Raw genomic sequence first — 23,404 nt, forward strand, 5'->3', positions numbered from 1 at the left:
TGACTCCAGGCTGGACCTTGATCTTGATCTGACGCAAAGCTCCTTCTCTTCTCCCCGGCAGTCTCTTCTTTCTTGCCGAAAGCGTCCTGCGGCTGCTTTCTCAGAGGCCAGGGCAATTGGATGGAGAAATTGGATGGAGACGGGTCTGGCCGGGCCGGCCTGGCCAGGAGAGGGACAGCGCTCTTGCGGTTTGTCTGTTCTCCTGGCCCAGGCGCCAGCGACCAATCATGTTCTGCTCCGTCAGGGAACAAGGAATTCTTCAAGCATGCGCTTGCGGCAAGGCTCGGCCAGTTTGCGCAGGGCTTTGGCCTCGGCCTGCCTGATGGCCTCGTGCGTGACCCCCAGCTTGCGCCCCACCTCCTTGAGGGAGTGCTCACGCGCTCCTTGGAGACCATAGCGCAAGGAGATGATTCTGCGCTCGTTGGGGCTGAGACTTTGAAGCACTTCCTTGATATGGGTTTCCAGCATCTGGCGAATGACTACCTGCTCCGGCGAGTAGGCAATGTCGTCTTCAATGGTGTCCCTGAAAGGGATCTCATCTTCCGAGCCGGTGGCCGGGGAGTCAAGGCTGAGAGTCTCTTCGCTAGCCTGCAACAGGGCTATGACCTGCCTCTCTGAGAGATCCAGCTCCTCCGCCAGGTCCTCGGTGGTGGGATCACGCTCCAGGTCCTGCTGCAAGCGCTGACGTACCTGAGTCAGACGCTTCAGTTCTTCACGCTTGTAGAGGGGCACGCGAATGGTGTGGGCCTGCTTGGCCAGGGCATGGGACATGGCGCGCTTGATCCACCAGGTGGCATAGGTGCTAAATTTGTAGCCCCGACGATAGTCGAACTTTTCAATGGCGTGGATGAGGCCAATGTTGCCTTCTTGTACCAGATCCATCAGGTCCATCCCCAGGCCCACGTACCGACGCGCAATGCTGACTACTAGGCGCAGGTTGGATTCGATCAGCTGCCGCTTGGCTTCCTCTCCCTGGGCTAGAATGTAGGGATCGGGATGGGCCTTCTTGCGCTCCTCGCGAGCACGCTCCATCTGCCGCGCAAGGACTGTCACTTCTTCAGCAGAGAGCTGCCGCGTACGCCCAATCTCGCGCTTGTACATCTGGCGGGAATCGCGCAGGCAGAGAATATCTTGCTCCTGTTGCAAGGATGTCTTGTCATCCGTAATATCGAGGAAGGCCCGCTCCATAAGCCGCGGCTGCAAGCGCAGCTCCTCGTCATCAGCCGGGCCAGCGCCAATGACAACGCAGGTGGTGGCCGTGGTCCGAGGCAAAACACTGACCATGTCTATACTCCTCTCTTTTCTCTGTTTCAAGAAATATGCTGTTGATTTTCATCAACAACTATCGTTAGGCTTCCAATCAGGCAGTTATGGGTGCAACGTGCACCACAATCGCGCTGATGTTGTCAAGGCCGCCATTGTCGAGCGCCGTAGTCACCAACAGATTGCAGACTTCAGCTGAGGAGAGGCTGGGCCGGCAGAGGATCTCTAATAGCTGGGCATCCTGGACAACCTCCCATAGGCCATCAGAGCAGAGCAGCAAGCGATCATCGACCTGTAGGCCGAGCTTGAAACAGTCGACGTCGACGGTGGCTTTGCTACCAAGTCCGCGGTAGAGCTGCCGGCGCTCGGGATGATGCTGGGCTTCTTCTGAGGTGAGAACGCCGGTCTCAACCATGCGCGCAGCCAGGGAATGGTCGCGGGTGATCTGCACCAGCCCCTCACGCTCTCGATAACGATAGGCCCGACTGTTGCCTACGTTGACGATATAGGCTGTCAGTTCGACAACGAGGGCAGCTGTTAGCGCTGTCACCATGTATGCACATGTTTCTATGCTACGAAGATAGACAGCCTGGTTCGCGCGCCTGACGCCTTCGACGAGCAGCTTTGGCAGCAGCTCCTCGCTCAGTTGACGGGAGCCTGCCAGCCCCAGAAGGACGAAATGTAAGAGGGCCTGGATAGCCAGACTACTTGCTTCCAAATCGAAGGCGCGATCACCAAGACCCAGCCCATCGGCCACCCCAAAAAGGCCGAAGGGTAGCAAGCGTTCACTGCAAATACAGCTTCCTTGCAGGGCAATCAAGCGATCGCCGTTGGGGCCGAGGCTGCGCCCCTCGCCCTGGTGCCAGGCTGTACCCACGTCGAGGCGCAGGGGCAGGTCGCGCTGCCAGCGACGCAAAGGGGATCTGCTGCGCCCCGAGAGCTGTCTTTTCACCAACCCTGGGAGAGCCTGCAGATGTGCCAACAGGGGCGTCTCGCACTCCGACTGCAGCTGCTGCTCTTTCATAGTCAGCGTCTCCGCCTCCTCACGTGCGCCTTGGCCCCTGCTAGCCCACTACCTGGACGTAGAGGGTATACACCAGCTGTATGGCCTGCTCCTCTCCTACCTGGCCCGCGAGTCGCTGCTGGTAGCGTCCAAGGTAATCCATGCGCCTCCGAATAAACTCATGGCGGGCGGTCCCCAGAGCCAGGCCGTAAAGACCGCGTTGCATAGCTTCCAGTTCTCTTTCAATCTGCGATCGCAGCCGTGCAACCTCGCTCTCGCACATGGGCTGTCTTCCTCCCTCGTTAACTGCGCCAGGCGCGCAGAAGAACACAAGGACAGACGAGGATTTCACTGACACTGGGCAGTATACCGACCGACAGTTTTTCCTACCTCCTCACCATCTTCCTGAGAGGAAGTCTTCGGCAGCCCTGAGCCTTTGCCAGCAGGGCCAACTGTGGGGGAGCAGCACAATGGGCGAATGCTGAGGTCCCTGAGTGAAGGAGTACATGCTGCGACTTCCCTCGGCAGACGTCCCAGAATCACAAGATGGATACCTCGCACTGGAGTAATCCAGACCCTTGAGTAGCTTGATTCGTGTCGCAGGCTTCTGCTGCCGAGCAGGTGGGTAGAGGGTCGCAGCTGCCACAGGAACTGACTTCAGTAGAAGATATTGCCCTGCTTTGTCTTATACCAGTCTTATGTAAAGCGTAGAGTGTGTGCCTTGCCTGCTGGTCGCCGGGGGCCGGTTCTTTGTGCTCAAGCCTGTCTCGGGGGTCCGGTCCTACATACAGACAGGGTCTTGTCTCTGAGGTGTCTTGGCCGCCCCTCAGCGGTGGTCTTGTCTCCGGTTGGTAGGTGTCAGGCTCTGCTCCTCTGCACGTGATGTAATTCAAAAGGGCCGTGAGCAGCGTCAGCGCCGCCAGTGCCTGTTCTCAGCAGGCACCGTGAGCGCTAGCGTTGTCAGGTGAAGAGAGCGAGGAAGGGGCGCTATCCTTTTGACCCGCTCCTGCTGCCAGCTTGCGAACAATCGGGTATAAGTTATAATGAGGGAGTTAATCGAAGCGTCCCAGTAAGCTCCTTTTGCGCAGCTCAGCCTATCCCTATCTCCAGCAAAGCACAGTCCTGAGACAGGTTGGAACCGCCATCAGGGGATCATCATATGAGCACAAAAGTGACTTACCATCAACAAATTAGTTTCTGCGGCAAGCCGCGCTGCCACAAATGCAACACGGGCATTGGTCATGGCCCCTACTGGTATGCCTACAAGACGGTGAATGGCCGTACGACGCGTACCTATATTGGGAAGACCCTACCGCCCGATGTTCAGCCTGAGCAGATCCAGACCTGGATTGCCGGGCGGCCCGCCCAGGACGATGATCCCTCTGTGCTCCGTGTTTCGATGCTCGGTCGCTTTGAGCTTGAGCGCCGTGTTGGACGCAACTGGCAGACTGTGGAAGCCGCCCCGTGGAATCACCAGCGTCAGCGCCTGCTTTTCGCCCTCTTGCTCCTGAGCCCAGGGCGCAAGCTGGGCCGCGAACAGATCATGGAAGCGCTCTGGCCAGGTCTTGACCCAGAGACCGCTGCCGCCCGACTTGACCGGACGGTACATGCGCTGCGTCGTATTTTGGAGCCTTCGCTTCCTCGGGCTTCGGCTTCTCATTTGCTGCGTACTGAACATGAGGGACTGGTACTAGCCGATCAGCACGAGATCTGGGTGGATAGCGATGCCTTCGAGCGTTTGCTGACACAGGCTCATGAGGAGCAGCGCACGGCTTCCGAGCGCGAGCATCTGCTTGAGGAGGCGGTGGCTCTTTATGCTAACGATTTGCTACCGGAGATGGCAGATGTGCCGTGGGTAGTGACGCGCCGCGATATGTTGCGCCGCCATTGGATGGGGGCTTTGCTGGAGCTGGCCGATCTGCGTCTGGCTCGTGAGGCTTACGCTGCGGTGATCGAGCCAATGGACCGTCTGCTGGCGGCAGATGATACGAATGAGGCCGCTGTGCAGCGCTTGATCATCGCTTTGACGGCGCTGGGTCGACGAGCTGAGGCAATGCGCGTCTACCACCGCTTGGTTGAGGCGCTACGGCGCGCGCATGACATAGCCCCGCTGGCTGAGACGCGCCGGCTCTATGAGGAGGTGCGCCGTGGCTCAGTCAGTGTCAGGGGGCTGCCACCAGTGCCTCTGACATCGCTGCTGGATGTGGAGGGCCGCAGCCAGGAGGGACGCGACGGGCGCTCGCAGGTACAGGTCGGACGCCAGCATCAGAGTCCGCTGGTGGGCCGCGAGGAGGAGTTGGAGACGCTGCGTACGGTGATGCAGACGTGTGAGCAGCAGCGCCGTGTTCGTCTGGGCAATCGCCGGCGCGCTCTGATTTCGCCCTTCGATCAGCCTCGCCAACCACAGTGTGTCTTGCTGGCTGGCGAAGCGGGAATCGGCAAGACGCGCCTGGCGGAGGAGGTGGGACGCGAGGCGCAGCAACACGGTTGGGCGATCGCCTGGAGTCGGGTCTACGCGCAGGAAAGCAATGTTCCCTACCGGCCCTGGACGGAGGTACTGCGCAATGCCCAAAGCCGCGGCTTCTGGCAGATCCAGGAGATCAGTCACCGCCCCCTGCTCTATCAGCCTCTGAGTATTCTCCTCCCTGAGTTGAACGCTTTGCCCCATGTTGAGTTTGCCAATCCCCTTTCGCCCGAGGATGAGCAGCGCCGTCTTTGGGAGGCTACGCTTGATCTGCTGACGATGATCAGCGAGCGTACGCCTCTGTTGATCGTGCTGGATGATATGCATTGGGCTGATTCTAGTAGCTGTGAGCTGCTGGCCTATCTGGTGCGCCATTTGCAGCAGCGAGCTATTATGGTCATTGCAACTTACCGCGATACGGAGCTGCCGGAGGCGCATCCGCTGCGGACGCTGCTGCCTCATCTGCAGCGCGAGCAGGTGGCGCTGCGTCTGGAAATCGAGCCGTTGAGCGAGGAGCAGATCGCGTCGCTGGTAGCGCATTTGCCTGAGCCGCTAGTCCACTATATTCAGAAGCAGGCTGGTGGCAATCCGTTTTTTGCTGAGGAGCTGGCGCGAACGCTGGCCGGCGCAGGCCCGGAGCTGGTAGAGCAGTTGCTGATCGATAAGGGAAGCGGCGATCATAAGCAGGAGCTAGGGCGGGCGCTGCCGCTACCGGAGACGATTGCGGCGGTGCTTGATCTGCGTTTGCAACGTCTGAGTTTGGCCTGCCAGCGTCTGTTGAGCAATGCCTCGGTCTTGGAGGGGGCCTTCGAGTTTGGGGAGGTGTTGCAGCTAGAGCAGTTGGGCGGCAGCGGTATCGATGAAGGGAAATTACTTGATCTCTTGGAGGAGGCGCTGCGTGAGGGTGTCCTGGTAGAGGAGGGGGCAGGGACGCGTATCAGTTACCATTTCTGGCATCCGTTGCTCGGTTTACATCTTTATCAGCGGCTGTCGGGGGCACGTCGAGCCAGCTTGCATCGACGGGCGGCACAGGTGCTGCAGCAGAAATATGCGGAGCGCGAGGCAGAGGGGGCGGCGACGATTACGCAGCATCTGGTGAAGGGCGGCGGCGAGGCGGCGGTGATCAGGCGTTATGCGGAGCTGGCGGGCGATCATGCCTATGCGCTGTCGTCCTATGGGGAGGCCGAGTACTATTATCGCCTGGCGATTCAGTATCTGCTGCAGGCAGCGCAGGGGCGCCCGCTGGCCTCCTGGAGCCAGGAGGAGCGCCTGCATCTGGCGGACCTGTACGAGCTGCTGGCCTATTCGCTGCGGATGCAAAGCAGACCCGAAGAGGCCCGCCACTTTTACGAGCGCCTTCTGGAGGTGCGCAACTATCTGCGCCAGCCGGCCAGCCCGGAGGAGGCCCTCTACGAGGCACAGTATCAGGCGATGATCTGGGTCGAGATCGGCTGGACCTGGTACGATGCGAATAATAGTGCACAGGCCATAAGCTGTTGTGAGCGCAGCGCGCAGATCCTTCAGCAGGCCCATATCGAGAAGAGTCCCGCCTGGGCCAGTATTCATCGGGAACGTAGTTATATCGCATGGAGAGCGGGAGATTACCAACTGGCCCTGCGGGAGGCCAATCGGTCCCTGCAGCTGTTTGAGCAGAATCTGGAACAGGCAGATTCCAGTCTGCCTTTGGATAAGCCGCTTAGACAAACCAACATCAATACCAGTCTGATGGGAAATCAAATTGACATAGCTCTTACTCATCGACTTCTGGGAACGATCCTAAATAGCGTTGGAAAGAAAAGAGAAGCATTCTATCATCTAAAAATGGCTATTACTATATTTGAACAATATAACCGTTACAGAGATATCGCTGCAGCTTGCTGCAATATCGGTCACACGTATCTGAGCAAAGCCCAATTCCAAGCGGCGCAGGCCGCCTTCCGCCGGGCCCTGATGCACGCAGAAAGGCTGGGAGATACCCTGCTGCAGGCCGTAATTATCAGCAACCTGGGTCTGTTGGCCGCCAGGCTGGGAGATCTGGACTTAGCCGAGAGAGAGCTTAAGCGAAGCCTGAAGATGTCCGATAAAGCCAGCGATAAGACATATTTCTGCCTTTGGAACGCCTTTCTAGCTACGATCTTGCAGAGGCGGATGAAGAGCCAGGAGGCAGCCCTTAGCATTAGAAAGGCTCTCTCCGTGGGCGCCTCCCTTAATCTTCCGCCTTGTCTCGGCTTTGCACTCGTAGCTCTGGGCAGCATGCGGCTGACTCAGGCAATGTATGAGCTGGCTCACAAACCAGCGCAGGCTGATAAGCTTCTCAGCCGTGAGAGCAGAGGCGAAAGACCAAGGTATTGCCTCGAGCGAGCACGACTGATCCTGGAGCGCGCACTCGTCATGGAACTTGAATCAGAAACTCTCATTGAGGGGAAACTGGTATTAACTCAGGTCCTTCTCCTGCTGGGTAAGCTTCCGGAGGCCAGTAAGCTAGTCAAGGAGCTGTTGGAGGAGTTAAACGAGCAAGAAGTGATTCTCGAGTTCGCCAAAGCCCAATTTTTACAGGGAGCTATCCTTCTGCTACAAGGGGGGGATACTCAAGCAGAAAATCAGATCAACAAAGCCTTAAATAATCTCTATGAGAAGAGGCTCATATTAGAATATGCTTATTCTATATACACTATAGCAGTGCTATCCAATATATATAGCAAAAGCAATATGCTAAATTCTATATTTTTCCCCAATCTAAACAATGTTCTAAACATTTTTAAGAATTGCCATGACATGCTTTCTTATCAGGCATCCCACTATCTGCTGAAACACCTCAGATAGGCTGGAGAGTAGAATTTAGTGTGTCAGCATCAAAGTAAGCAGACCCCTTGCACTAGGTCCATGGCTCCTTGATACTTACTCTGCAATAGTGGACAGCAATAGAAGGCACCTGTTACATCCAGAAGTTCTGATAGGTCCCTCCTCCAGGCGCTATGTTATTTGCCCCTCTACTCAGGTGAAAACTCAAGGCATGACCCCATCAAGATAGGGTACGATACTGATGACAAAACTGAGCAGACCCGGTAAGAGGTAAGATAGCTCTTACCAGTGACCAAGCTTATCCCAAGCTCTAGCTGCTCGGAGTCGGAGGTGAGCCAGCCCAGATCAGCATCTATCAGACAGAATCTCATAGTAGGGAGTCGGCTTCAGCCTTTCCTATCCAGACAGTAAGACCAGTCGTACTCTTTACCTGTCAACCTGACATGCCGCCGAGGAGGAACACAATGCAGATCGCTCTCAGCAAGAAGCAATTGGTGACGCTGATCGTCCTGCTGGCGCTCCTTGTGGCCGCCGCCGTGAGCGCGGTGGCGCTGATTGAGCACCAGGCCATCGTCCATATCTTGAGCGCTCCCAGCTTCCAGTGGGGCGGTAGCCCCTAATCGCCAGCTGGCTCTCTTGGGCTAGAGAACCAGCTGCTCAGCCGCAAGCGAGCATTCACGCGAACACTGTTATGCCTGTAGCTTGCTGGTCCTGCGGCTGGGTTGGCAGCGAGCTGGGGGAGCTGGTGACGACTGCGAGCTATGGTGACCCACCAGCACATGGCTCCAGCAGCTCCAGCCCAAGCGGTCAACCCAGCCGCCCATCGTGGGCAGACTACAACCCTTGCCTGAGCGGGAGAGGAAGCGACCCGGTCGAGATATCACAACCCATCGCACCTTATCCCTCTCGGAGTAACGTCCCTGAGAAAGGAAGCGTCTGATGTCTCACTTCGACTAATCGGCGCACCCTTCGTGACAATCGCAGACACGGCGAGCTAGCTCAGGCCCCCGGCAGGGTGCCACGGCCAGCGGGCCATGAACTATGGCCACCTCCCATAGTATCGCTCTGGCCCGCTGATGCACCAGCCGCACCTGCCTGGCCCGCCTGTCGATAAAAGGGTCGGTCAGCCTCCCCCGATCTGAACCCCTCGAAGCCACAGCGCTGACCGACCCACCTTCTGTCTCTTCTTCCCCTTCTCTCAACTACCACCCGTCTTCATCCCCCTGAATCTCAACCATAGCCTGCCGCAATCCTGAGCAGTCTCTCCTTGCTACCAGGAGTGAGCATTGCCTGACAGATCGCGCCTCATGAGCTATAATAAGAAACGCCGGTTGCTCGCATAGAGAGATCGACCTCCCGCGCCGCTTGCCAGCGGTCTCAATTGGCGGTCAGGTTGAAGCACCGATATTTATCGGGTAATCTTAGCTGTGACTAGCTACTCCCTACCTTGCAAAGTGCGGCCTTCTGGGGATTCATTCAGAAGGGGAGGGAGAGACCTACCTATCGAGCCTCTCCCAAAGCCTCTGTCCCGCGGCAGCACCGGGATTACAGCAGTCCAGCCAAAGATCCGCGAGCAGACTTAGTGTGCTAGACAGATGAAACAGGCCGGCCTGGCCAGTGGTCAGACAGCGGCTCCGCTTCACACCTGCGATGGCCCCACAGGGTGCCCGATGCCAAGTAAGCCAGGCCAGTTGACAAGGGAGCAGCAGAGCGCATGCGTGTAGTAACGGCGGCGCCAGATGACCCAACCAGGTACCAGCGCCACAGTTGCGCGATGCCTGCAGCACTCCGGCGCTCTCCTGCCCAGCTCGCCAGACCAGCTCTGGAGCACGGAAAGAGAACGCGCTCCTCTGCCAGAGCAGAGCAGGCTGGGGATGGCCTTGCATTGCCAGCAAGCGGCCAGCCACATCAGCCGCCCCATGTTGCCAACCACCGCCGTCCCCCCACGAAAGCGTCTGGGACTTCCTGGGTAAGAGCATGCCTCCAGGCCCAGCCGGAGCCTGCGCAGCCACTCAGCCACTGTCTCGTCCCCACCAGGAGAAGGAGTCTGCGTACTGCCCAGTGGCCCCTAGACGCGCCATCAGCAACGGTGCAACGCTCGCAGGCCAGGCCTCTCCTGGCAGACTCTCCGGGGCTGCTGGCCGCTTCTGTACTCATCTCCCCAATAGCAAGCTTGCGTAGAGGCAAGGAGTGCGCGCGATGAACAGTAAGGTCACCTACTATCGTCAATACAGTTTCTGTGGTAAACCACAGTGTAAAAAATGTCGCCAGGGGCGTGGGCATGGACCTTACTGGTACGCCTATCGCAGCGAGGGCGGTCAGACTACACGCACCTACATTGGTCGTAGCCTGCCCCCAGAGGCGCTGGCCCAGGTCGAACAACAAGAGATCATAGCCGGTCAGCCAGGCCAGCCTCCGCTGCGACGTCTCTACCTCCTGGGCAACTTCCGCCTGGAACGTTCCACCGAGGAACAGCGCATCGCCCGACGAAGCGGACGCCCTGCTCTCCAGCCTGCCGGTCGCGCCCTCCTGGCTCTGCTCATCTCCAGCCCAGAGCGTCAGCTTCCACGTCACCAGGTCCTGACTGTCCTCTGGCCTGATCTCCCCCCCGGCGAGGCCAATCGCCGCCTCGAACGCACAGCCGCCAACCTACGCTACTGGTTCGCCACTGCCACGCCCTCAGCGCCGACCCCACCTGGCGCTCCTCCGCCCCCTACGCTTCTCCAGGAGAGCGAAGAGGCACTCAGCCTTGCCGGACAGCAAACCCTCTGGATCGATGCCGACGCCTTCGAGGAACTGCTCGATCACGCCTCGCGCTGCAGCGACGAGCCACTGCGTGAGAGCCTTCTTGACGAGGCTCTCCGCCTTTACAAAGGGGATCTACTCGCCGGCTGGACAGCGCCACCCTATCCCGCCCAGTTGACCAGACGACGCGAGGCTCTGCGCTGGCGCTGGCGTCAAGCCCTGCTGACCCTGATCGATCTGCGCCTCAGCCGCGACAACTTTACTGGGGCATTGCCGCTGCTCGAACGCCTCTTAGCAAGCGATTTCGGTGACGGGGAGGCCCTTGCCCTGACCATGTACTGTCTGGCAGGACTGCGCCGCCGCAGCGAGGCTATCCGCCTATACCAGCAATTCCTCTCGACCCATGAAACAATCCTCTCTGACGCAGCCCAGGCCCTCTACCAGGCTATCTGTGCCAACCAGCCTCTCCCTCGACCACGGCCAACACTTGCTACCCAACCAAGCCACCCGGCGCTCCCACCGGCCTCACAGGAGAAGACTCTCACCACCACCCCCGCTACGCCCCCAATCGGGCGCACCCATCGCAGTCCGCTGGTCGGGCGCGATCAGGAACTGGCCGTCTTACGCCAATTACTGACCGACACAGAGCAACTTGCCACCACCGCACTAGAGCAGCTGACCTCTGTGACAACTGGCCCTAGCTCCACCCGCAACGGCAGCGCCGCCACCTTGCCTCCAGCCACCCAACGACAACCCCAGTATGCTGTCCTGGTCGCCGCCCCTGGCCTCGGCAAAACTCGCCTGGCCGAGGAACTCAGTCGCGAAGCCCTGCAACGCCGTTGGACCGTCATCTGGAGCCGCGTCTACGAACAAGAAAGCGCTATCCCTTACCGCCTCTGGATCGAGCCACTGCGGAGCATCACAGCGCAGGACATCTGGCTGACTCAGGAGATTCAACAGCATCCCGCTCTCTACGCACCGCTGGGGGCCATTCTGCCAGAACTCTACGAGATACTGCCGCCACCATTCCCCCTGCCACCAGAGCAGGAGCAGCAGCGTCTCAAAGAAGCCCTGCAAGAACTGTTCATGCGCGTCAGCCGGCAGGTCCCCCTCCTGCTCGTCCTGGATGACCTCCACTGGGCCGACGCCAGCAGCTGCGAGCTACTTGGCTATCTGGTCCGGCGCCTGGCAGGCTACCCCGTGCTCTTCATCGGCACCTGCCGCGATAGCGACCTGGCCGCCAATACGGTGCTCCAGACACTTATCGCCCACCTGCAGCGCGAGCACGGCGTCATCACCCTCGATCTGCCACCGCTGACCGACGAACAGATCGCCCAGATCGTCAGCCACATGCCCCCAGCGGCCCAGCGCTTCATCCAGTCGCACGCTGCTGGCAACCCCTTCTTCGCCGAGGAACTGGCTCGCAGCATTGAGATGCAGCTGCTCTCTCCTACGGAGAGCAGCATCCAGGCTGGTCTCCAGCGCCTGCCCGAGACCATCACCGCAGTGCTCGACATGCGCCTCAACCGGCTCAGCCGCCACTGCCGACGCCTCCTCAACGATGCTGCCATCCTTGGTGGCTCTTTCGAGTTCGACGCCCTGTGCGCTCTGGAGGCCGCCGATCCACAGCCGTTCAACGAGGAGCGCGTCCTCGATCTCCTGGACGAAGCCCTGCAGGCCGGCGTTCTCAGCGAGACCAGTAGCGGTAGCCACATCAGCTATCACTTCTGGCACCCCTTATTAGCCAGCCACCTGTACGAGAGCATGTCGGGCATGAAGCGCGTTCTGCTCCACCGACGGGCCGCAGAGACGCTGCGCCAGCTCTATGCCGGCCACGAAGAGAAAGGCGCCGCCATGATCACCTATCACCTTGTTGCTGGCGGCGGCCCGCCCGAGCAGATCATCCACTATGCCTCGCTGGCAGCAGAAGCGGCCTACGCGCTCTCCGCCTACACTGAAGCGGCCCGCCTCTACCGGATCGCCGTCGAGCACTTCCCTCAGCTCGGCAGCCCCAACTCGCCCACAGGCAGCTCTCAGGCTCTCCCCTACGACCGCCGCGCTTATCTCCTGGGGAGACTGGCCGAATGTATCCGCATTCAGGGGCACTACGCCGAAGCCTGTCAGCTCTATCAGCGTGCCTTTGATGTTGCACAGGAAGGCCGAATACCTAAAGCAAGCGACCCACTCTATCAGACCCAACTAGAGGCCCGCCTGCTCACCGAGATTGGCCGAACCTGGTTTTATATGAGCGATTTCGCCCGAGCACACGACTACTGTGATCGGGCCGCAGCCAGGCTACGCGCAGCGGGCATCGAAGAGGGGATGGCCTGGGCAACTCTCCGCTATCTACGAGGCTATATCTACAACGACGAAGGCCGCTACGCCGAAGCTCGCCAGGAAGGGCAAGAGGCCCTGCGCCTTTTCGAAGCCCTCTCCGCTCGCAGCTCCCAGGAGCGTGACAGCCGTCTGACGGCCCCACTCGCCCGTACAGGTGGAGACAGAGAATCGCAGGCAGCGTCGGAAACCCGGCCCGCCACTCCTCTCATCAGCGGTGACCCTATCGGCCTGGCCCGTACACATCGTTTTTTAAGCACACTGGAGATCAACACCGGTCGCCATGAGCAGGCCCTACATCACCTACACGTCGCCCTGCAGCTGGCCGAAGAACTCGGTCACAAGCGAGAAATCGCCCACATCTGCTGCAACATCGGCCATGTTCTACTCCACCGCGCCGATCACGAAGAAGCGCTGGCCTACTGCCGTCGCTCGCTGGAGCTGGCCGACAAAGTAGGCGACCTGCCCCTGATGGCCGTCGTTTTCAGCAACCTGGGCATCCTTGCAGAACGCACGGGCGACCTCAACGATGCTGAGCGCTATCTTAGGCGGGCCATTGCCCAGGGCGAGCAAGGGAAAGATCAGGTCTACTTGAGCTACTGGAATGGCTACCTGGCAGGCGTCCTGCAAGCCCGAGGGCAGCTAAGTGAGGCCGGCCAGGTCCTCTACCAGGCCCTGACCATCGGGCGGGCCATCAAAAGCAGCCCCTGCATCAGCTCAGCCCTGGTCGGTCTGGCCCGTCTGCGCCTTGGACAGGCGCGCCTGCTGCAAATCAGCCTCGCCCGAGAGGCCGCGGCAGGATCAGAGCAGCGCGCGAAAGGTCAGCAACTTCGGCAACAGTTGCTGAGACGAGCGCGAGCAGCACTACGGCTCGCCTTAGCCCAATCAGGAATCACCGCCGATGTCGAAGCCCAGGGGAAATTGGCACTGGCCGAGATCAACCTCCTGCTAGGTGAAGTCAGCCGAGCGCAGTCCCAGGCTCAGGCCATCCTTGAACAGGCGCGCACCACCAGCATGACCATCATCCAAGGGGAGGCCCTGGCCTTACTCGCCCGCATCTCCGCTCAGTCGGGAACCACTGAGGACCGCACCCGCGCCGAAGAACACTTTGAGAAGGCCCTGCGCATCTTCCAAGAGCGCGGTATGAGACTGCATTATGCCCGCACCCTGGCCACCTATGCCCAGATGCTTCTGCACCACAGCCCCACACGTCAGATCGAGGCCCTCAACTATCGCCGCGAGGCCACGGGCATCCTCAGCGAGTGCGGAGCCACTCTTGACCTCCTTCAACTCCAATCAGGAGAACCACGTTTCTGAGCAGAGCCATCGGCCAGACGAGCAAGTCCACTCAGCAGAACAAAGGCAAAGGCCCGGCTCCCGAACTGTGAGCCGGGCCTTCTCCTTCTATTCTTTTTCCCTCGCCAGCTACCTGCGCCTGGCAGGACTTGCACTTGAGCACCAGCCAACCGAGAGGCACCCCCCCTTCGCGCCATCCAAGTAAGGAGATCGCGCGCCTCAGCCCAGACAGATGCCTCGCCCAACGCCCCACATTTCCAACCGCCTGTCACCCGCAGGCTGAGCTGATCAGAACCAGCCACGTGCGAGCGCAATAGTCAAGGCAAGCGAGAGAAAAAGTGTTATCCCCCAGAGCAACAGTCGCTGATAATCATTGCTATCTGGCAGAGGAGGCAGCTCTTCAGGCGCAGGGAGCAGCGACTCCTCATGCTGGAGCAGATCCGACGGAGCCAGCGATTGCAAGAGCGGATGCCCTTGAAGAGAGTCCTCAGAAGCATCAGCTAGTGGCTCGGTCGCGGGTGGACGTGGCTCAGAGACTAGAGGCTGCGAAGACGCCGCGATAGACTCAGCCACCGGGGCCGGCGTCTCCGACTGCGTTGCCCTCTCGGTGAGAGCCTGCCGCAACTGGGCAGGGTGCTGATAGCGCTGCGAGAGATCTGGCCGCAGCCCCTGCCCCGAATAGAGGCCTTTTGCTAAGATGGCCTCGAAACCTGGACTGAGAGCTGGATTCAATTGACGAGCTGGAGGAATCCGGCCCTGACTCCTTGCCGGTGGGCAGCCCGTGGCCAGATGGTAGGCCGTAGCCAACAAAGCATACAGATCAATACGGCTATCGATCACCCCATGAGTCAGCTCAGGAGCGGTATAGGGCGAGAGCTGCGAGCGCGCCATACCAGTCACAAACTGCGTCGCCCCCGAGGCCAGCATCACCGAGAAGCCCGTAAGCACATAGTGAGAACGGGTACGACCAGCAATAATGTAGTCTGGTCGGATCAAACCGTGGACAATCGGGGGAGTCTGGCTGGCGAGAAACTCCAGGACATCTACCATTTGCAGGCAGCACTCGACCACCTCCTGCTCACTGAGTGGCCGTCCGCGTCGACGCAAACGGAGCAACAAGGACTCCCCTTCAACATGCTCGAAGACGAAGAAATCACGCTCCGCCTCCGAGAAAACATCGAGCAGCGTAGGGATCTGCGTATGACGTCCCGCCGTGTGGAGAGCAGAAGCAGCGGAACGGACAAGCGCTCCCCGCAAGCGACTATCCTCACGCGGCAGGACAAACTCACAGATGCGGACCGGCGCCCCGCCTCGACGGGCATCATGAGCCAACCAGAACGCCTCGTAAGACTCCGCCAACCACTCATGACGCCCCTGACGCTCAGCCAGGCGATAGCGCCCACCCTGGAGCAGCTCGCCAGCCTGCAGGGGCCGCAGCCCCTCAGCCGTCGACGGCGGCGTCGCAGAAGAGCGGCCCATCCCGCGGCGCTCTCGCTCCGACTGCTGTTCCTCCGTGCGGCGCTGGTCATGAAGCGTCGTCGGTTCCCGGCGCCCATCACCGCCAGCAGCCTGCCAGGGCCGATGCTGACGTAGCTGCTCAGCTGGCGTCTGATAGCGCGGGGCCTCACTCACCAATACTGGTGGAACGGGAGGCTGTTGCCTACCAGCATGTCTTCCCGCAACAGGGGTCACTCGCGGAACATGCCAGTGCGGCGTTTTTGCCTCAGCCCCAGCTGACCAACGCGGCTGCTCCTGCTCTCCCTGACGAGCCACCGCGTCCCCACCGGCCACAGGTAACACGAAGCCACAGCGCAGACAGGCTCGTCTCTCTCCATCCCACTGAGCGTGACAACGTGGACACAGCATAAGATCATCCTCCCCTGATGTATGGAAGTGTGAATGACCGGCATCCCTGCTTACCGGTCAGCGCGCGGTGGATCACCAGGATAACGCCAGGATGGTCAGCACAGAGCCGGCGCCTACTAGCAGCTGTCACCCATTGAGCAATCAAGCAGCCGACCAGACCAACCACCCGGGCACCTCCCAGTCAGAAAGGAAGATTGCATCACCTCAGAGAGTAACACGTTCGCACCAGGCGTTGGCGCCTGGCTACTGACAACATCGCAGCGAACGCGGGTTTGGCTGGGACAAGGAGGCCGGCAGCGCAAGCCGCCGCGGCCACAGCTCATGCTCCGGCCTCCCAGCCCAAGAATCAGGATCAGCAAGTGAACCAGAACCCGCAGCATTGGTCGCGTTGGTACCATGCTGCGCAGGGATCAATCTCCGTAGTGGCTCAGTTTGGGGCCTCCTTCTTGACACGCTTCCCTGCAGGAAGGGTTTACCGCCCTGGGGCGGCTCCTGCCATCCCGCCACCGCAGCCGTCGTGCCCAGCGGAGGAGACAGAGAGGGCGCACACCGGGAGGTCGCCAATGTACGCTCCGCTAGCCGCCCGGGCGCCGTTAGAGTGTAGAGCTTAGACGAGCGAAGCCGCACAAAGTAGGCACGCGCATCAAAGTCGCCTCGGAGCAGAGCATCCTGGATCGCCGCCACCGGTAAGGCCTCATCGATGAGGCGCTTGATCGCCAGGGCATCGGGCTGCGCTCTTCCCAGCGCGAGATAGCCAATCAGACGATCACCAGCCAGCGCCAGGCGATGGTAACTCTGCTTCCCATGCCGCGTCAGTACCTTTACCTCCGCCTCCTCCGCTAAGGGATCGCCGACAGCCAGGATCGAGAGCGAACCCAGCCGCGTGGCCTGCCAGGGAGCACCGATCACTCCACTGACAGGGGCCATCATCTGTCCCGTCATGGTCGCCGCTGCCACTCGTCCCTGAAGGACAGCCGCATGCCAGGATGGTTGCGAGCGATAGGAACCACTCAGGGGATGTCGCCAGGCGGCCACATCGCCCGCCGCCAGAATTGCCGGGACACTGGTGCAGAGCCGCTCATCGACAAGGATGCCCTGCTTCTCATCATAGACAAGAGGCAGCGTGGAGCGAGCAGCCAGATCGAGCGCGGGACGCGTTCCCGTACAAATCAGCGCCAGCTGCGCCGGAACAACACGCCCGTCAGCAGTGGCAACCCCCGCTAACTCCCCCACACTGCCCAGAAAGCCTATCACCTCGCTTTCCAGATGAACCAGCGCCCCCGCCTGCTCCACGTGCCGCAGAACAAGCTCAGCTGCCGCTCGATTGAGCAGGCGCGGCAAGCAGTAGGAACCGCGAATGAACCAGTGAACACGCTTGCCTAGGTGCAAGAGGCTCATGACAGTTTCGGCTCCATGCACACCACCACCGATCACCGCCACATCACGGACCTCCCGTAGCCGGCGCCTGACATCAAGATAGTCGGGCAGGCGATGCAACGTCAGAACGCCATCTAGCGCAGCGCCGGGCAGATCCTTCGGCAACCCACGGGCAACACTACCCGTCGCCAAGAGGAGTACCCCATAGTGGACTACCCCCCCACGTGCTACCAGCAGCCTCTGCTCGACCGCATCGATCACTTCGACCCGCGCCACTCCCACTTTGATCCCCCGCGCTTGCTCCGTCCCCTCCGGATAGGCCAGCAACTGGCTCCGACCCACCTTGCCAGAGAGAACCTGGCGCAGCGCCGGCGTGTGAATCGTCGGATAGCACTGCTCTGTCAGGACCAGAATCGTGGCATCAGGCGCAAAACGGCGAGCCTCGATTGCAGCAGTCAGGCCGGCGATCCCATTCCCCACAATCACGATGTCCGCGCTGGCTTGTATCCGCGAATCGCCGAACCAGGCCGGCAGGGCGGTCTTCCGCATGGTTGAAGCGCACCTTTCCTATTGAATTAAGTCTGTATCATCCATTTAGCAGCAATCGTCTCTCATACCCCATACCCTGACAACGAGGCAGCTCTTCCAGCATGAAGCTATGGAATCGACATCAACCGATATAGCCAGGATGGAAGAACAGGAAGGAGAGGGAAGGGATACTGAGAGAGGCTGACCTTTGAACGGTCAGCTGCATGCTGACTTTGAAAAGCTGATACCGAAAGCAGTATGGAACAAAATTGCCCAATTTGCGGGTGCAGCACGGACAAATAGCCAGAATATCCTATACCAAGCGCCCACCCCCCTCCGCCGCAGGAAAGGCAGCCATCATTACGGCAAGAGAAGCAAAAAAAGCCAATTCAGGTATTGATTTTTGGGCGATTATCTGGTACTGTAAAATATGGAAGGAACGAAATATATCAGACATTGAATATCATTGCGTTTCTTTGTACAGCACCTATCGAAGCAGTCCATGCTTCTCATGGCAACGGCCAGCTCACCGCAGCGCTGGTTCAGCGGCAGCGAGCGCGCCCCCGAGACTGAATTTGATCATTGCGCCGCTCGTTCGTCCTCTGTAGAGAGCAGCATCTAAGGAGCGAGAAGTGCTTGTGAGGAAGCAGCACGAGGAAAGGAGCGTTATTTTCGTGCAGAAACCATAGTGCTCTCGCAGTGCAGGGCCTGTTGCTCCTCTGAAGAGGGGCAGCCGTTTCGCCAGCCAGCAAGCAAGCGAGCGCCAGCGGAAGAGGGGTTCGCGGCCCGGCGACGAACTGCGCTGGCCTTCACGCGGGAAGAGGGGAGAACGTCGCGGGCGCTTCAGTAGCAACCAGGTGACACAAAGCCACCACAGGCTCCCGGCGCGGCGTGGGCTTAGTTCGGCCAATTGGTCCATCTGTCAGCAGCTATCTTATCCAGCCAGAAGGAGCGTGCCATGCAGAAGACCTCTCTGCGTATGACTAAAGCATTTCCGCGTCCCTCACAAGAAGCACCTACCGAGATACGCCATTTCGCCTTGCCCGATTTGCTCCCTCCTGAGCATCATCTCGCTCTCAATCTGACTCTCGGCACCCTGGCCCAGCTCGCCTGCGAGGAGGGTTTGCCCCGCCTCATCGCCGAGCAGCAATTCACAAACAGCGAAATCTGTGTGCTGCTCCCCCTACTGGAAGCCTACCCCCACTACTGTCCCTACGAAGTCCTCCTCGCTAGCTTTACCAACGGCCAGATCACAGAAGCCGAGGTTGAGCGTTGCCGAAGACGCCTGAGCCTGGCCCAGGCTGAAGGCGTCTGGGACCAGGAGATGCGCCCCGTACGCAACGTCCTCTCGCGCACGCGTATGAAGTTGTACGCCTTCGGTATCGATATCTTCTCAATCCTGGAAACGGGCTATGTTCTGATGCGCCGAACGCGCCAGCGCCCCAGCGGCTAACAGCGTCAGGGACAGCCCCCGGCGCCGACCCTCTCTGACGCTGGCCCTGGCAGCACCGGCTGTCTTGCCTCCAGTCTGCCAGAGAGAACCAGTCACCCAGCCAGCTGGTCCCGAGCGGTGCTCAACAAGGATCACTGCTCTGTGGTAGAGCGGATCAGGCACGCGCAGCCCTGCGACAGCTCTACAGCAGCGACTTACCTTGCCCTTTGCTCCCTGGCAAATTGCCAGGGAGCACCTCTTCCCTGATCCTCCCCTCGCCAGCCTTCGGCCCCAGGGAACGGCCAGGCTGGCCCTCCCTCTCCCAGCGTCGCGACCAGCCCTCCTCTTTTCACTTCCCAGCGCTAGTATGGTACACTTAGCGATGGACAGGCAGCGCTGTGTTGCTCTTCCTTTAGCCCGGCCTCCAGCCGCCTGCCGTTCAGAAGGGAACTCCCATCAGGCAGGCCAGAGCACGCCGCGCCCGCCTCTCCATCCGTACCCCGGAGAGCACCAATTTCGCTAGCTAGAGAAGAAAGACAGAAAAAGAAAGGATCGCTATATGGAACTTGGTCTTATCGGGCTTGGACGCATGGGAGCCAATATGGCCCTGCGGCTCCAAAGGGCTGGCCATAAATGCATTGGCTACGCACGCCACGCCGAGACCGTGGAGAAGCGTTTGAAAGAGGGGGCTATCTCCGCGGGAGCTACTTCCCTGTCAGAACTCGTTGGGCAGCTGAAGCCACCCCGCACTGTCTGGTTGATGATTCCCGCCGCCTCCGTTGATGCCACCCTGGAACAGCTCATTCCATTGCTCTCTCCCGACGATGTCGTCGTCGATGGCGGCAACTCCTTCTATCAGGACGACATTCGCCGCGCCGCCACCCTGAAAGAGCATGGCATCCACTACCTGGACGTCGGCACCAGCGGCGGCGTCTGGGGCCTTGAGCGCGGCTACTGCCTGATGATCGGCGGCGAGGCCGAGATCGTTCAGCGGCTCGAACCGCTCTTTGAAGCCCTCGCTCCCGGTCTCCAGGCCGCTCCCCGTACTCCTGGACGCGAGCAGGTTGGCGGTACTGCCGAGCACGGCTATCTGCATTGCGGCCCACACGGCGCCGGTCACTTTGTCAAGATGGTGCACAATGGCATCGAGTACGGGATTATGGCCGCCTACGCCGAGGGCTTCAACATCTTGCGCCACGCCAACATCGGCAAGCACCCCGAAGAGATCGACGCCGAGACGACGCCTTTGCGCAATCCCGAATACTACCAGTACGACTTCAACCTGGCCGATATCGCCGAACTCTGGCGCCGCGGCAGCGTCATCGCTTCCTGGCTGCTCGACCTGACCGCCCACGCCTTGCTCACAGACCCCGATCTCAGCCAGTTTGCGGGACGCGTCTCCGACTCAGGTGAGGGACGCTGGACCATCAAAGCTGCGATCGATGAGGCCGTGCCCGCTGGCGTGCTCAGCACCGCTCTCTATGAGCGCTTTGCCTCCCGCGGCGAGGCGGATTTTGCCGACAAACTGCTCTCAGCCATGCGCTTTGAGTTCGGCGGCCACCATGAGAAGCAAGGCTAGCCCCGGTAGGCACCGCCTCCACCAGACCTGACTCCTCTCGCGCAGCCACACCCGCCTATCTCGCGAGATGCGCGCCGGGGACGCCGCCCGCCGGGCAGTCGCTGCCACATTCGCCCGCGGCTCCGGGATAGGCTGGCCCGCTGCCTCGCGGAGCCAGCCTTCCTGCCCTTTCTTCTTCTCCCTGCCTCTATCTCAGGGTGATAAGCCTCCCTAAAGCCCTCATGTCCTCCAAGAGGATACGAACCGCTCTTTTAACCTCATCATTGACCGGCGTATTTCATTACGGCTGTGCTCTAGTTGCCGCTCCTGAATAGGTATTTTTACCTAGATTCTGGTATAATGAGGGGGCGGTCATGTACAGCTATAGGCAGGAACACACAACACGCACAGGTCCTTAGCCATGAGATACACTAGCAATCACGAGTCACAAGGCTACGCCTCCCGGAGGGAATCGGGAGCAGCGCTATCAGGGCTAGAAACGGCCCAACCAGCGAGCCAGCCACTTTCCAGGAGGCAGCGCCATCGTCCGGCCTCACCCCGGGCCATGTTGCTGGCTGGACTCCTCACCCTGCTGCTGATCGCCACCGCCGTCCTTGCCTGGGGTCTCTATGCGCTGCTGAGCGGCAACAGTCAGAGTGGCAAGCAGGCCCAGCGCAACCCCGCTACTTTTATCGCCGAGCGCCCGCAGGAGGCGGCCAACGAGCAACAAGTGCTCGTCCTGGCCCAGCGCTATCTGACCGCTTTCCTGCATCATGACTACACCACTATGTGGTCGCTCCTGGCACCGGCCCGGCGCGCCCTCTGGCCCAATGAACAAGCCTTTGCTCACTTCTGGCAGGCGCGCTTTGCCCATTACACTCTGCAGGGCTTCAGCCTGGGGCTCCCCAGCCGACTCAGTCGCTGGGTCGATCCAGAGACCATGACGAGCTACAGCGATGTCCTCACTGTCCCAGTCTCCCTGCAGCTCGTTCCCGATGCCACTTTGAGCAAAGAAACCAATCTACCGCCCGAGGACCTTCACCCGGCGAGCATCTACCGCAACCTGCCTTTCATTGTCCAGGCCAGCCCCGACCAGGGCAATGAGCAGCCGCACTGGTATGTACTCGCCGGAGGACCGGCTGATCCTGAAGCGCCCATTCTACCACCGCCTCAGCCAGCCGCCCGCAGCGTTGCAGTGCCCATCCTGATGTATCACCATGTCTCACCTGCACCCACCCACAATCTGCTCGATTACAGCCTGACCGTCACACCGCGCAACTTTGCCGCCCAGCTCGACTATCTTAAAAGCCACGGCTACCATACCATTACCTTCAACCAGCTCTTCAACGCCCTCTATTTTGACGCACCGCTGCCTCCGCATCCCATTATTCTCACCTTTGACGATGGCTACGAGGATGTCTATCGCTACGCGGTGCCCCTGCTGCAGGCCCACGGCTTCACTGGCACGTTCTACATCATCACCGGTGTCGTGGGAAACGCGGGCTATATGAGCTGGGGAGAGATCCGCAACCTGCTCGCTGAGGGCATGCAGGTTGGCTCACATACTGTGCATCATATCAGCCTGGGCTGGATCGTCGTCGGCGATCCTCAGCTTACTCAGCAGGAGCTGCAGCTGTCACAGGCTACCCTGCAGCAGCACCTCGGCATCCCCATTCAGCAGTTCTGTTACCCCAGCGGCGAGCCTTTCCGCCACGGTACCTCCCTTGAACAGGCCCGCATCACCACCATGCTGGCCGCCGATGGCTACGTTGGTGCCACCACCGATCCCGGCCTTACCGGCTGGCTCCAGCAAAGCACCCGGCCCTTCGCCCTGCTGCGCATCCGCGTCGACGGACGTGAAAACCTGGCGGAATTTATCGCTAGCCTACCAGCGTCTTCATAGATAGAACGAATGGGTGAATTGGGAGATCCCCTAGAAAAGGGTCTTTACAATTCACCCTCAGATGTGCTATCATTCTAGTCGCCAACACGAAGGTATGGGGATGTAGCTCAGCCGGTAGAGCGCGACAATCGCACTGTCGAGGTCAGGGGTTCGAGTCCCCTCATCTCCACCCGCTGCCAGCACAGTACAGCTCAGCTCAACGGGCAGCAAGGGCAGGAGGGCCTTCCCCCCCTTGCAAACCGCAAAGCTTTGTGCTATAGTAAAAGGGCAGCGGAAAGAGAATAAACCTGGCGATGAGCAGGAGTAGTAGGTCGCCAGACCCGTCCAGAGAGTAGCCGGCTGGTGCAAGGCTATACGGGATAACGACCGAACTCGCCTGTGAGCAACAGGTGCGAACACCTCGGGAGTCAGTAGCACCTGTCGGTATGCCCGTTACAGCAATGAACGAGTGCCAGTCACCTGGCACTGCGGAGTGAAGAATTCTTGATGAGACGCTCATAAGCGTCTATTGCAGATGGGCCTGTAGCACAGTTGGTAGCGCGCCTCTATGGCATGGAGGAGGTCAGGGGTTCGAGTCCCCTCAGGTCCACTTCTCTTCAGCTCCGCAGTAAGCTACCGATGGTGATTGGAAACAGGGTGGTACCACGGAAAAACCTTTCGTCCCGAGCGGATGAAAGGTTTTTTTATTGCTACGCTCACTCCCTACTGCATCGCTTATTTCCTGGCCTGTCGCTGTCGCCTTTTGTCCTGCGTCTATGCTGCTGCAGCCTGCTCCGCCTTCGGCTGCCGCTCCCGCCTGGGCCACCGCCGTAGGCGCAGGGCTACTCACTACA

At 60.0% G+C, this 23,404-nt stretch carries 11 protein-coding genes and 2 tRNA genes; 8 read left to right on the plus strand and 5 right to left on the minus strand.

The window, feature by feature from the left end:
• Window positions 1-240 precede the first annotated feature (240 nt).
• The 3 genes from KTAU_RS04430 to KTAU_RS21465 form a co-directional block, all read right to left on the minus strand.
• Window positions 241-1,284, minus strand: coding sequence for a sigma-70 family RNA polymerase sigma factor (locus KTAU_RS04430; protein ID WP_151727202.1), 1,044 nt, complete (start codon window positions 1,282-1,284; stop codon window positions 241-243).
• Between the two features lie 76 nt (window positions 1,285-1,360).
• Window positions 1,361-2,287 carry a PP2C family protein-serine/threonine phosphatase gene (locus tag KTAU_RS04435; RefSeq protein ID WP_151727203.1) on the minus strand — a complete coding sequence of 309 codons (927 nt, stop codon included), beginning with the start codon at window positions 2,285-2,287 and terminating at the stop codon, window positions 1,361-1,363.
• A 40-nt stretch (window positions 2,288-2,327) separates the two neighbouring features.
• On the minus strand, window positions 2,328-2,492 hold the full coding sequence (locus KTAU_RS21465; RefSeq protein WP_170293050.1) for a hypothetical protein: 165 nt from the start codon (window positions 2,490-2,492) through the stop codon (window positions 2,328-2,330).
• 933 nt (window positions 2,493-3,425) lie between these two features.
• Here KTAU_RS21465 and KTAU_RS04440 point away from each other — a divergent pair.
• The 3 genes from KTAU_RS04440 to KTAU_RS04445 all read left to right on the plus strand — a co-directional run bounded on the left by KTAU_RS04440 (window position 3,426) and on the right by KTAU_RS04445 (window position 13,928).
• Window positions 3,426-7,553, plus strand: a complete 4,128-nt coding sequence (locus KTAU_RS04440; protein ID WP_151727204.1) for a DUF6788 family protein — start codon at window positions 3,426-3,428, stop codon at window positions 7,551-7,553.
• Window positions 7,554-7,996: 443 nt separating this feature from the next.
• Window positions 7,997-8,152: a hypothetical protein gene (locus KTAU_RS21470; RefSeq protein WP_170293051.1), complete on the plus strand. Its 156-nt coding sequence runs from the start codon at window positions 7,997-7,999 to the stop codon at window positions 8,150-8,152.
• A 1,579-nt stretch (window positions 8,153-9,731) separates the two neighbouring features.
• On the plus strand, window positions 9,732-13,928 hold the full coding sequence (locus KTAU_RS04445; protein WP_151727205.1) for a DUF6788 family protein: 4,197 nt from the start codon (window positions 9,732-9,734) through the stop codon (window positions 13,926-13,928).
• A gap of 267 nt (window positions 13,929-14,195) precedes the next feature.
• On the opposite strand, the gene KTAU_RS04450 is transcribed toward KTAU_RS04445, so the two are convergent.
• Both KTAU_RS04450 and KTAU_RS04455 read right to left on the minus strand, forming a co-directional pair.
• A complete protein-coding gene (locus KTAU_RS04450) occupies window positions 14,196-15,773 on the minus strand; it encodes a protein kinase domain-containing protein (RefSeq protein WP_151727206.1) in 1,578 nt (525 codons plus the stop codon).
• Between the two features lie 243 nt (window positions 15,774-16,016).
• Window positions 16,017-17,699 (minus strand): NAD(P)/FAD-dependent oxidoreductase, encoded by a 1,683-nt coding sequence (locus KTAU_RS04455; protein WP_151727207.1) that lies wholly within the window; start codon window positions 17,697-17,699, stop codon window positions 16,017-16,019.
• Between the two features lie 937 nt (window positions 17,700-18,636).
• Between KTAU_RS04455 and KTAU_RS04460 the strand changes: the two genes are divergently transcribed.
• The 5 genes from KTAU_RS04460 to KTAU_RS04480 all read left to right on the plus strand — a co-directional run bounded on the left by KTAU_RS04460 (window position 18,637) and on the right by KTAU_RS04480 (window position 23,160).
• Window positions 18,637-19,131 (plus strand): hypothetical protein, encoded by a 495-nt coding sequence (locus tag KTAU_RS04460; protein WP_151727208.1) that lies wholly within the window; start codon window positions 18,637-18,639, stop codon window positions 19,129-19,131.
• Window positions 19,132-19,669: 538 nt separating this feature from the next.
• Window positions 19,670-20,689 carry a phosphogluconate dehydrogenase (NAD(+)-dependent, decarboxylating) gene (gene gnd / locus KTAU_RS04465; protein ID WP_151727209.1) on the plus strand — a complete coding sequence of 340 codons (1,020 nt, stop codon included), beginning with the start codon at window positions 19,670-19,672 and terminating at the stop codon, window positions 20,687-20,689.
• A gap of 400 nt (window positions 20,690-21,089) precedes the next feature.
• Window positions 21,090-22,571, plus strand: coding sequence for a polysaccharide deacetylase family protein (locus tag KTAU_RS04470; protein ID WP_151727210.1), 1,482 nt, complete (start codon window positions 21,090-21,092; stop codon window positions 22,569-22,571).
• A gap of 96 nt (window positions 22,572-22,667) precedes the next feature.
• Window positions 22,668-22,740 (plus strand) — tRNA-Ala (locus tag KTAU_RS04475).
• Window positions 22,741-23,087: 347 nt separating this feature from the next.
• Window positions 23,088-23,160 (plus strand) — tRNA-Ala (locus tag KTAU_RS04480).
• Window positions 23,161-23,404: the final 244 nt, after the last annotated feature.

This window comes from Thermogemmatispora aurantia (assembly GCF_008974285.1).
Lineage (GTDB): Bacteria > Chloroflexota > Ktedonobacteria > Ktedonobacterales > Ktedonobacteraceae > Thermogemmatispora > Thermogemmatispora aurantia.